At 52.5% G+C, this 11,954-nt stretch carries 8 protein-coding genes and 1 pseudogene; all 9 read right to left on the bottom strand.

What is annotated here, in order from left to right; genetic code table 11:
- On the bottom strand, positions 1-406 hold a 406-nt coding region (locus GOX66_RS24515; RefSeq protein WP_473773361.1), incomplete at its 3' end, for a site-specific integrase.
- A 231-nt stretch (positions 407-637) separates the two neighbouring features.
- A complete protein-coding gene (locus GOX66_RS24510) occupies positions 638-1,675 on the bottom strand; it encodes an adenylate/guanylate cyclase domain-containing protein (RefSeq protein ID WP_170766392.1) in 1,038 nt (345 codons plus the stop codon).
- Positions 1,672-2,049 carry a response regulator gene (locus tag GOX66_RS24505; protein WP_170766390.1) on the bottom strand — a complete coding sequence of 126 codons (378 nt, stop codon included), beginning with the start codon at positions 2,047-2,049 and terminating at the stop codon, positions 1,672-1,674. Before GOX66_RS24505 ends, GOX66_RS24510 begins: the two co-directional genes overlap by 4 nt.
- Positions 2,046-5,216 (bottom strand): response regulator, encoded by a 3,171-nt coding sequence (locus tag GOX66_RS24500; protein WP_170766388.1) that lies wholly within the window; start codon positions 5,214-5,216, stop codon positions 2,046-2,048. Before GOX66_RS24500 ends, GOX66_RS24505 begins: the two co-directional genes overlap by 4 nt.
- An 83-nt stretch (positions 5,217-5,299) precedes the next feature.
- Positions 5,300-6,403: a branched-chain amino acid ABC transporter substrate-binding protein gene (locus tag GOX66_RS24495; RefSeq protein ID WP_170766386.1), complete on the bottom strand. Its 1,104-nt coding sequence runs from the start codon at positions 6,401-6,403 to the stop codon at positions 5,300-5,302.
- A gap of 726 nt (positions 6,404-7,129) precedes the next feature.
- Complete coding sequence (locus tag GOX66_RS24490; RefSeq protein ID WP_237212772.1) at positions 7,130-8,437, bottom strand: tetratricopeptide repeat protein; 1,308 nt, start codon at positions 8,435-8,437, stop codon at positions 7,130-7,132.
- A gap of 3 nt (positions 8,438-8,440) precedes the next feature.
- Positions 8,441-8,854: pseudogene (locus tag GOX66_RS26415) on the bottom strand (adenylate/guanylate cyclase domain-containing protein); the annotation flags it as partial.
- A 502-nt stretch (positions 8,855-9,356) separates the two neighbouring features.
- Positions 9,357-10,805 (bottom strand): peptidoglycan-binding protein, encoded by a 1,449-nt coding sequence (locus GOX66_RS24485; protein ID WP_170766382.1) that lies wholly within the window; start codon positions 10,803-10,805, stop codon positions 9,357-9,359.
- Between the two features lie 15 nt (positions 10,806-10,820).
- The gene (locus GOX66_RS24480) at positions 10,821-11,504 is read right to left on the bottom strand and encodes a M23 family metallopeptidase (RefSeq protein WP_170766380.1); all 684 of its coding nucleotides are present in this window, start codon (positions 11,502-11,504) and stop codon (positions 10,821-10,823) included.
- Positions 11,505-11,954: the final 450 nt, after the last annotated feature.

Raw genomic sequence — 11,954 nt, 5'->3', positions numbered from 1 at the left:
GGCGGGTTGAGATATGTGGGCGGTCATGAAACCGGCTGGGAAACATGAAACGGCAACCGATCATTTCCGGCGAGGTGATCCACTCGGTAATGGTATCGCGTGTATTTTCAGAGAGTTCGAACTGGACGGGCCGTTTGGTTTTGCTCTGGATCACGGACACCCTTTCGCGAACGCGATCATCCCTCACCAAGTCGGTGACAGCTAGTTTCACCAAATCGCATCCGCGAAGCTTGCTATCAATCGCCACGTTGAACAATGCAAGATCGCGCAGGTTGCCCGCCAGTTCGAGCCGCGCGCGGATCGCCCAGACCTGTTTCGGTAACAGCGGTCGTTTTTGGCCGATGATCCGGCCCTTGTTCCAGGCTCTGCGTTTCGAGGTGACAGCGGGGAGTTGGACTCTTTGCATAGTGCGCCCTCCAATCCTCCCGCCAGGCCCAGACATCAGCACCGCGCCGACGCCTGAATTTTACTGGTTGTTTGAATGGCCGTTGTCCGATTGCCTGTTCTTTGGGAAACGCTGCAAATGCATTGGGCCGCTCTGAGCCCATATCGACCGATGCTGCAACCGAGGCGAATGTCGAAGTTGCGCAGGAAGCGAGCGTTGCCAACATTCTCTGACTGTCCAAGACGAACGCCCTCATTTGCACTGGACCAACTCGAGTGCTCCCTTTCCTTTCAATTCCACTTGTCCCATCGACTTGCCACGGAATCTGCCCTGGATCAGACGCCAAACTGGGGCGCTGACAAGGACGTTAGAGGGTTCAGATTCTGCTACAATTCTGGATGCGACATTCACCGTGTCGCCCCATAGATCGAATACAAATTGCTTGCTACCAATAACGCCGGCTACTACTGGCCCGATGTGAATTCCAACGCGCAGATCCCAAGATGCTTCGAGGTTTTTGACTGCTGAAATCATCTCAAGTCCTGCGCTTACGCTCGCGTCGGCCGGGTTTTCAACATAGTGCAGCAAACCTGCGGTTGCCATGTATGCATCACCTATAGTCTTGATTTTTTCTAGTCCATAACGTGCGGTGATTTGCTCACACGTATTCACCATTTCCTGTAAATGCGACACCACCTCTTCCGGCGCATGTCTGTCGCAATATTGGGTAAACCCGACCACGTCGCAAAACAAAACCACCACATCTTCGAAACGTCTCGGTCGCACCGTGTTGGTCGATTTCAATTCGTGAACGGCAGCGTTTGGAAGCGTCGCATGAAGCAATTCGTCCACTCGATTTTTCTCAATCTCGATCTGCCGAAGATACGATTCCTGCTGATCCCTCAGGCGTTTCTTTTCAAGACTGGCAGAAATCCTGGCACGCAGAAGTGCCGCGTTGAAGGGTTTGGGTAAGTGGTCTTCTGCGCCAAGTTCGATGCACCGAACCACGCTTTCGACTTCGTCGACCGCCGAGATCATGATGACGGGTATGTCCCGCAAGGCCATGTCCGACTTCATAGACTCCAGCGTTTCAAACCCATTCATGCCTGGCATCATGATATCCAAGAGAACCAAATCGAACGGTGTATGGGCTAACCTTTCCAATGCCTCGTGCCCATCATGGGCTTCAACCAAGTTCCAGTACCCCTCACGTTTCAGGCGTCGGGTCAGGGTGTATCGATTGTCTTCATTGTCATCGACGATGAGAATTGCCGGCTCCTTTAGGCTCATGCCGCGGACCCGTTAGTCAGGATCGAATTGATCTTCTGGTGAAGAAGGTCAAAATCGATTGGCTTCGATACATAATCGTCACAGCCGGCATCCAATGCCCGGTCCCGGTCGCCGGCCATTGCAAATGCGGAAAGGGCGATCACAGGTATATTTCCAGTTTCTGGTGCGGCTTTAAGCCGTCGTGTCGCCTCCCAACCGTCAAGAACAGGAAGATTCAAATCCATCAGAACAAGTGCGGGGGTTTCGACGCGCGCCATTTCTATTCCAGCCGCACCGTCGGTGGCGACCAGTACCTCATACCCTTTTCTACGCAAACGTCGCGTAAGCATGAAGATATTGTCATCGTTATCTTCGACATAAAGAATTTTGGTCATGGTCGAATTACCTCGCCGGCCATACGCTTTACGAAACCGCCGACTTCCGACAGCAGAGTGTCACAACTCGTTGAACTCTTTTCGAGAATACTTTCGACGCCATTGGTTAACCGACGGCGATCTTCGCTCGTCAGATCCGCAGCCGTTATGACAACCACCGGGATGTTCTCGCCTTCGGAAACTTTGCGAAGCGCCTCCAGAAATTCGAAGCCGTCCATTTCCGGCATCATCAGATCCAGCAAGATCAAGTCCGGAGTTTCTTCCTCGATCAAACTCAGGGCAATGCGCCCGTTTTCTCCTTCGGTTACGCGCCACCCATCGTTCATTAAGCAACCACGCAGCCACGTGCGTGTGGCCTCATCATCTTCGACGAGAAGGGCCAGAGGCGCCCCTTCCTTGGGACGGAAACGGTTCAATGAGTCCCTGAGTTTTTCTCTGTCCAGCGGCTTGACCAAATAGTCCGAGGCGCCGAGCCCAAAACCTTTGCGCGCTTCGTCTAGCATTGTCAGCATGATAACTGGTATGTCGGCCAGGGTTTCATCCGCCTTGAGTTCTACAAGGACGTCCCAGCCGTTCGGAGGAGGCATCAAAACGTCTAATGTAATTACTGAGGGTCGAATTTTACGCGCAAGTTTGAGAGCTTCTTTGCCATCAGCAGCCGTAACAACATCGAAACCTTCCTTGGCCAGGAAAACGCGCATCAACTCTCGCGTGGTGTCGTCGTCGTCAACCACAAGGATTGTGCCTGAATATGCGCCTAGCTGGTCCTTCAAGGATGGCTTGAGATCTCTGCCAGAGGTGTAGGCAGGGGATGAACCTTCGACACGGAACGGCAATCTGACGGTGAATGTTGTCCCTTCGCCAACTGTGCTTTCAACGGTGATATCCCCACCCATCATTTGGCACAGCCGCCTGCTGATAGAAAGTCCCAGGCCAGTGCCACCGTATTTGCGCGTAGTTGAACTGTCAGCCTGAGAAAAGTCCTCGAACAACTTCCCGATCTGTTCTTGTGTCAGCCCGATCCCTGTGTCGGACACATCCAGAACCAGCCAAGGACGGTCATCGATCACGGACTTGGCGGCGCGGACGGAAATTTTGCCGTTCTCCGTGAATTTGCAGGCATTGCTCAACAAGTTCAGAATAACCTGACGGACCCGCGTCATGTCGGCGAACATTTTCTCCGGCTCATCCGGGCAGTGGGCCTCCAACACGTTGCCATTCTTTTCCGCAAGACCCTTCGTTGTCGCGACTGTGTCTTGCAGCAACGCAACCAAATCGAATTCCTCTAGGTTGAGATCAAGTTTGCCCGCTTCGATTTTGGAAAGATCAAGGATCTCGTTGATTAGCTCGAGAAGGTGCTTTCCCGCCCGCGAAATCCGCTGCAGAGGTTCGATGAAATCGTCTTGCCCCAGATCTTCGGCATCTTCTTCCAACATTTCGGTGATACCGATCACGGCATTCAAGGGCGTTCGCAGTTCATGGCTCATGTTGGCCAGGAACTGGCTCTTGGCCCGGTTTGCTTCTTCTGCATCCCGTTCGCGCTGCTTAAGCTCGGTGATATCAGTGTAGACGGCAACCGTACCACCATCGCTGGTCTTGCGCTCGTTGATCATAATCCAGCGACCGTCGCGCCGTTGCTGCACCAGCGCCTCTTTGGGGTTTCTGTGCGAGGCGATGCGCTCTTCGACCCACTCGTCGATCCTGTCCTGCGCATTGACGATCAGTCCGACTTTGGCCGAACTGCGAATAATCGTCTCGAACGACATTCCTGGCTCTATGGTGACTTCAATCTCTGGATATAGCAGTTCCTTGTATCGGTTATTGCAAAGAACCAGCTTCTCATTTGCATCATAGAACGCGAATCCGTCCGAAGAATTTTCAATCGCGTCAACTAACCTGCGACGTGCCACCTCAATTTCGCGCAGGTTGTTTTCCTCGATTTCGATTGCCGTATCCCGGAATACGGATAGCGCCTCGGCCATTCGGGCGATTTCGTCATTGCCTGTGGTTGCTGGCAGTGGTGCGCGCAAATTTCCACCTGCGATTGCCAACATGCTGTCGCTTAATCCGGTAAGTCGCGCGATCAAGTTGCGCCCTACATAGCGCCAGACGATCAGTGTGGAGCTGACCAAACTCAACACCACAACAGCAATCATAACATATGTGCTGACTTGCTGTACCGAACCGGCCTCGGCATTCGCGCTGGCAATGTCATCTCTTGCATGCGCCAGCAGGCCGTCCACAGCCTGCGTCAACTGTTGAGACAGCGCTGCATTTTGGGCAATCAAAGCCTCGCCCCTGACAATCAAGTCAAGTTCTTCTGTGCGCGCTTGCAAAACGCTTTTGTCGCCGAATGCAAGCTCTTCGAACTCCTTCACCCTCGGCAGCAAAAACCGGCGCTGAAAAGTCGGCAACTCGCCAGACAGCCGGTTGAGCGCCTCCAATGACTTTTCCAACGGGAATGCAATCAAGTCCACGTCTGCGCGGGAAAGGGCCGATGCCGCTAGTATCAGATTGTCGTTGATCGCGGATACTTCCACTTGGAATTTCTGCAGCGGCAAGGCCTCGGCAACACTGCGCGTCAGCTCATTCATTGCCCCCTCACGCTCATCTTCGGTCAAGTCAGGATTATCAATGGCGCTTCGCAGTTGAGACAGTTTAGCGTCCATGACCGAGATTCCCGGAGTAAGTGCCCGCTGCGCCCCTTTGTTTGTGATCGAAAGACGGGTGAGGATTTCGCTCTTTTGATCAGTCACAGCCAATCTATCGCCCACCAGAATGTCGAGCGCCGAAAGGTTTTCTCCAAGGCGCGTCACTGCCGCCTCGATTTCCTCTAGGTTGGAATCGTCGGATTCCCGAGATTTCAAATCCGCAACCATTTTATTGAGATTGCCGACGCCTGCGCTGATCGCCCCGGTCAGCTCCGTACGTTGAGCATCGGTAGACACAGCCAGCAGTGCTGGTGCGGCCGCGACGATCCGGTCAGCTTCTCGGGAAAGCTCCAGGGATCCAAGCGCAGCTGGCACACGTTGCTGCGTGATGTGATCCATGGTCTTTCCGATCGCCAGAAACGAGTAAACCGCAGCAGCAGCCGCGAGCACTGCAAAGGCGCTAATCCCAAAAAATGCTATGAGAAGACGCCACCGGACCCCTAAGCTGTCAAACATGTAGGCACCCGAGCGGTCGGCCAATTACCTCAATATATTCATTGCGTGGTAGCAAAATGTCATTACCCCCTAATTACATAGCGCTATTGCAATGGCACGTACTCCCCTCCTTTCCACGTGTACCAGGAAAACCCTGGGTCCGTGATGTCGCCATTCTCGTCGAACCGAAGCGTCCCCAAAACGGTGTCGAACTCATTTTCTCTCAGAGAGGCGATTACGACATCCAGCTTGAGCGTTCCGGCTTTTTCCACCGCTTGCGCCCAAACCTCGACAGCGGCGTAAGCATATAGCGTATACCCGTCCGGCTCGATGCCGCCATTTCGAAACTCTTCGACCAGAGCCGCATTTTTGGGGTCGTAGCGGGGGTCCGGAAAAAAGGTAAACATGGTTCCCTCACCGGCATCACCAGTGATCAGCCAATAATCCGCAGTTGAAAGGGAGTCGCCGGATACGAACTGAAGGTCATCACCTTGGTCCCTGGCTTCACGCAGGATAAGACCCGCTTCGGCAGGATACCCGCCGACGAAAAGAATATCAGTTTCAGCAGCCCGAATACGATCAACGAGGGGGGAATAGTTAACCTCCCCTGTTGCAAAACCTTCGAACATCACCTCAGTCAAGCCGAGCTCATTGATGCGTTTTTTGGTCTCTTCGGCAAGTCCTTGGCCGTAAGCCCCGCCATCGTGCAAAATGGATATTCGTTTCTCTGGCCAATGTTTGGCCATGTAGTCGCCGACCACTGCGCCTTGCCGGTCGTCCCGACCGCAAATACGAAATATTCCAGGCCCGCCTTCATCAGTTAACTTGGTGTTTGTAGCAGAAGGCGAAATCATCAATATTCCCGCTTCGTCATAGATTTTGGACGCCGGTATCGACGCGCCGGAGGACCAATGGCCGACGACGAAGACCACATCATCACTCACGAATTTTTTAGCAACAGCGACAGCCTGATCTGGGTCTGCCGCATCGTCTCCAAGAACAAGCCGAACCTGTTCGCCCAAAACCCCGCCGTTTTCATTTATTTTCCGAAGCGCAAAGTCGACACCTATTCGGTACTGTTCTCCACCCCACGCATACTGCCCGGAAAGAGGAGCTCCTGTACCGATGCGGATTTCCGCGTTCGCAGGGACGACAAGCGCTAGGGTCGACATACCAAAAGCGGCAACGAGAGTGTGAAACAATTGCATCTTGTCCCTCCCAATCCAGCTACCTCGGCACTCTGCCAGTGCCCGTTGGTAGGCTAGGTCACTATACAATTTTGCGGCCTTACCAACAACTGATTGGTAAGAGAGGAGTGAATGCGTTAATTAATTCAACAAGTTACTCTTCAGATATCTATTTTAGCATGTGCGATCCATGAGGGTCTCAATTATAAGGCAAGCAGTATTAGTTCACGTTAAGGCGCTAGTCCGCTTTAACATCGAAAGAGGACGTACGACGAGTGTTTGCCAACGTCGGCTTTGTTGCGGACTCGTTCCTTGCCTGACAAAATCTAGCTGCGCCTTGCACAAATGGCCGCTCGTTACGCTGCACTTGCTGTGCTCAAGATGATGTGCATGCGGCAGAATCTGTGCTGCGAGCGCGCGCAGCGGGAAAACCAAATTCACAGAATGGGCTCTCTTGGTACCTTCGCCGCGATCTGCACCAAGCACCGGTCAGCGATGGGTCGACTTTCGCTGTGCGTCTCTTGAACGGGTAAGACGCGGACTTTTCGGACCTTCGCTGCAACCGCGAAAAACCTAAGGCGATCAAATTGGCATCGGCGCGGTGGTGTGTTCGCCTGGTCCGAACTGGTCGTAGGACACCACAAACAAACGCCCGCTTGAATGCCAATCCGACTGATAAACGTATTCGTGGCAAACGTCCGCATCTTCAAGGATTTGTTGATAGATCCTGATGATCTATTTCGCGTCTCAAGGGGATAGTCCTGCCTTTTGCAATCCTTCCAACACCAAGTTGGTGTCACTTTCATTCTTGTAGGGAAGCTGAGTCACCTGACCGATGACAGCATCCGGTTGTATGCGCTTCACCTTATTCCATGCTTCCAGTGCATCTTCGTTTTCCGAGAGATGGCCCAGGCTGGCGGCCAAAAAAAAGTGAGGCCAGACCGTGTCGGGGTTGCGAGAAATGGCACTTCGAAAAGCGGTCGCCGCGTCTTCAAATCGACCCATCGCCATATTGGCGAGCCCAATATAGTGAGAATAATAGAAAGGAAAATATGGGTTTAAGCGCATTGCCGTTTCGATCAGTGGAACCACCTCGTGGTTCTGTCCGGCAAAATGCTGAGCGCCAGCAAGTGCGGCATAGGCTTCAGCATCGCTGGGCTCAAGCTCGATCCAGCGACGTGCGGTCGTGATGGCCGCGTCATGCTCCCGTCGGAACAAGTGAACTGTGCTCAAAGCCTCTTGAACGAGGGGCAGCATCGGGTCCCGCGATGTTGCTCGCTTGGCCAGATCGTACGCGTGGTCCAGCGCTGATATGGATCCGGCAAACCAGTCCTGCACATATGTCTCAGATAGTCCTGCGTATGGCTCGGCATAATCTGGGTCTATTGCGATCGCTTTTTCGAACAGGTCGCGCGCCTTGGCATTGCCGTCGCGGGTAAATAACCGATACTGCTCCCTGCCGCGCAGCACGTAGTCGTATGCGCGCTGATCTGGTTTTCGGACTCGGCAGGTTCGCGACACGCCGCCGACCAGAGTTAATTTTAGCGCATCAACGACCCGTTCGGTCACGTCATCCTGTACATCGAATATGTTTTCAATCTGACGATCGTAGCGTTCCGCCCACAGGTGGCCACCGGTTGGACCGTCAATCAATTGAATGCTTATCCGCAACCGCTGGCCAGCCTTACGCACCGATCCTTCCACCACATATTGCACGTTGAGATCACGACAAACATCCTGCACCTTGGCTATTTTTCCTTTGTAGGTGAATGAAGAGTTTCTCGAGATAACAACGAGTTCAGGAATTCTCGATATCTCGGTGATCAGATCTTCGGTGATGCCGTCGGAAAAATAGGTTTGCTCGGGGTCGCTTGACGAATTGTTGAAAGGTAGGATGGCGATACCGGGCTTATCCAGTTTCGCTGCAGGCTTTGGGAGGTCAGTGAAATCTCCGGACCCATTGGGGCTCCATTGCCAAACCCGAACTGGTCGATTGAGGTTTTTGACTTTCTTCTCGCCAAGATCGGTGAAATTGATATCAAGCCGGTCCCGCACCTCTTCATGGACGCTGCCAGATATGCAGAACCCGTCAGGCGGGCTCAGACTTTCCAATCGGGCCGCTACATTCACACCGTCGCCGTGGATATCGTCACCATCCACGATCACGTCTCCGAGATGGACCCCGATCCGAAACAAGAACTTATTGTCAAAAGCCACATCATAGTTCCGCTGCGCGACCGTGTCCTGGATCTCTATTGCCGCGCGTACGGCCTCAACTATGCTAGGAAATTCCGCAAGTATTCCGTCACCCATCAGCTTTACAACGCGCCCATCGCGATCCTTGATGATGGGCTCAATCCGTTCGCGACGCAAATTCCTGAGTGCTTTGATCGTGCCTTCCTCATCCTCTCGCACAAGACGAGAATATCCAACCACATCAGCCACCAGAATTGCTGCCAAACGGCGCTTCATGTGATACTCCAAAGTAAACAATGCCCAGCAAAGAGCCCGATGCATGAAGATTGCACCGGTTTGCTGTGTTTGCAAATCATGAAGATCGCGCGTGGTCTGTTGAAACCACATCTGCCGAGCAGACCGCCCTTAATGAACGATGCTGCATTTGAAACCTACGACTGCTTCGGGCTCAAACCGGTCATCTGACGGTTTCGGTTGGAAATCGTGCCGGATCAGACCGCAGCAAGGTCGGCTTTGCGGACAGAAGCTGCCGTTCGTTAGGATTGGAACAACGGTAGCAAACGGCCCACACCGCCGTTGATGGTTCTCACGGTGTATGACCGTTTCCAAACCAAAGCGGACATGGACGTGCTACATCTCTGGACGGACAGACAGCATAAATTATTCTGGCGAAATGTACCAAAATAGGTTCGAAGTCAGACACCCGACACATTTCATTCAATCGTGGGTGTTTCTATACGAGCATAGCGCGAAAGGACTTTGGCTCCGCTTTAACATATTAATCAATTTCAACTACGAATGAGTAAAACCAACCTACATCGTCTCCCCAAGTCGGTGAATGCTGCGTTTGAGTTTCCAACGAGCTTCTGCGGGCAGGGTGCCATAGCGTTGCTACGTTCTCGTTAGAATTTCCCCAATCGTTTGGCTGATCAAAAAACCAATTTGTGAACATGACTTCTTCGCCGCTATGCCAACGCCAACCACCCCGGGGTTCTTCTGCTCCTTCTTCTTGAAACAAACCAATACCGGGGCCAACCCAGGAGTTTCCATCTCCGCTTAAACGCCAGAACTTTGGATCTCTGCTCGTCAGATGGTGAACAAATTCATTTTCTTCAATCGAAGAAATCGAAACTAGATAACCGCCTGATTCTTCCGCTAACTCCATTGCTCTCGAACTTGGCAAACCAGCCAAAGAAGCAACGGCGACATAAAGACTGTCCCCAATGTTCGCAAACGCGAACTCCAAGTTTTCTAAAGATTGCGCAGCTCTCGTTAGCCGGTCATCGGGGCAGAGATACTCAAAAACCTCCGGCACTCTGATTTGAGCATGATGACTAGAGGAAAGGACATCGTTCCAATCCGAAGGGCGTAGTTCATTGCTCACTCCTAGGGACGACATAGTTTCGGCATTTAGGATTGAACTAGTCTCAAGGCCGTGGGCTTGTTGAAATTCGGTAATTGCCAAGCGAGTACTACGCCCGAGTACGCCGCTTTCAAAAGTTTTCAGAAAACCCTGTTCTTTAAGAGCCTCTTGGGCGCCGAAAACCATCGCCGAAAACCGTTCCTCCAGGCTGCGGCGCTCAAATATGGCCCCGACGTCTACCGACAACGCTGTACCCAATGAAGCCACAGCCAAAATGGCGACTACCGTGCCGACCACGTGTCTTGGACGTTGCACGAGGTTAGTTTTAGCGCCCTGCCTCACGGGTTTAGTCTCTACCGAATAAACACGTACAGGCGTCGCAATGTTCTTAAGTTTCTTTTTTCCGAGAGCGTGATAGCGAACTGGAATTTGGTTTTTTAGTAAATCGTACGCTGAACCGGATACCAGCACTCCACCAGCTGGGGCCAAGCTTTCAAGCCTAGCTGCGACGTTGACGCCATCACCGAAGATATCACCGTCATCGAACACTACATCACCAAGGTTAATGGCCATGCGGTACTGTATTCTTCTATCTTCAGCGAACTCTGCTTCGCGTTCGGCAATCTCGTTTTGAATGTGAACGGCGCATTGGACAGCTTGTACAACTGAAGCAAATTCTGCCAGCAAACCATCACCAGTGAACTTTATAATCGAGCCACTAAGTCGTTCGATTGTAGGTTCCACGGTTTCCAATCGGTATTTCTTTTGGCGACTTAGCGTACCCTCCTCGTCCAGTTCAATTAGTCGGCTGAAACCTACCATGTCGGAGGCAAGAACCGCCGCTATTCTACGCTCAAGGGCCATATTTTTTAGCTTTCCTCAGCAAGGAATCGGAGCCACCATTCGGCCTTTTGGTATCGCCTTATTCTTGTCAAAGCAGGAGACCTTTCTTGCTCCATCGCGCCAGAAAAAGTTGGGGTCCAAGTGACAAGTAGGCCAGTCATCACACCGCCGAACTGCAAAGTGGACGTGAGGTGTTTTGCCAATGCTCGGACGATTTGCTTCCTGGACGTGGCCAACGATTTGCCCAGCACGAACCAATTGTCCCCGCTTCAAATTTTTCAGGGGAACAATGTGAACCATTTCAACAAAGACACGGGATTTGCTCATACCTTCGCGGGGTTTTACGGAGAATTCGGTGGTTATACCCACAACTCCGCCATAGGTTTTGTTATCCCACTCAATATATCGGATTCTGCCGTCCGCAGGCGAAATCACGGGCGAGCCTGCGCGTTTGCAGAAGTCTATACCTTCATGACTTGTAATAGTTCTTGTCGGTTCTACCACACGGTACGGCCGCCCATTCCCAAGCCTCGTTTTTCCATAATCAAGACAGAGACCCGACTTTCTCGGTTTCTTCTTTGCCCCAATGACCACTGGTTTGCCATCAGATCCAATTAAAGAAGTTTCTTGAGCTGAAACGGCCGAGGCCAGAATGAGCGACAAGGAGAAAACTGAAACCGCAAGAATGTAGGTTACAATAACGCTAAAGCCAATTTTCATAACAAACCTTATCAACAATGTAGATTAAGTCGAACACTGGTAGGCTAGGTGAATGGCTTAGACGAGACAACCGCTATAGTTCTCCTCTCCTTTTCGCATAGCGGGGGCGACCGTCCGGTGAAGGCGCTCTAGCGCGGTGTTCAGGTTCGCGGCTGCGCCCACAGCATCCGACTTTCATTCTCAATGACTAATATTGGCCGTTAGCGTGACTCTGCAAAGGTCACTTCCTGCGCAGAGCCGCCGATGGTGATCCTCGCAGCGAACTTCCATATATCGCCCAGAGTGACGGACGCTGCTCTGCGAACCAATGACCAGTTTGGGCTCGAAGCCGACTTCGGTGCCGTTGCAGCAAAGCCCCCTGCCCCGATAGTAGCTGATCACGAGGACGGCCCATACCGGATGAGGTGGGTGGCTCCTGCTCCACCGGCATCGAATGTGCCAAAGTGCAGT

Source organism: Ruegeria lacuscaerulensis (assembly GCF_013031245.1).
Taxonomy (GTDB): Bacteria; Pseudomonadota; Alphaproteobacteria; order Rhodobacterales; family Rhodobacteraceae; genus Ruegeria; species Ruegeria lacuscaerulensis_C.
This window is presented reverse-complemented; position numbering and strand designations above follow the sequence as displayed.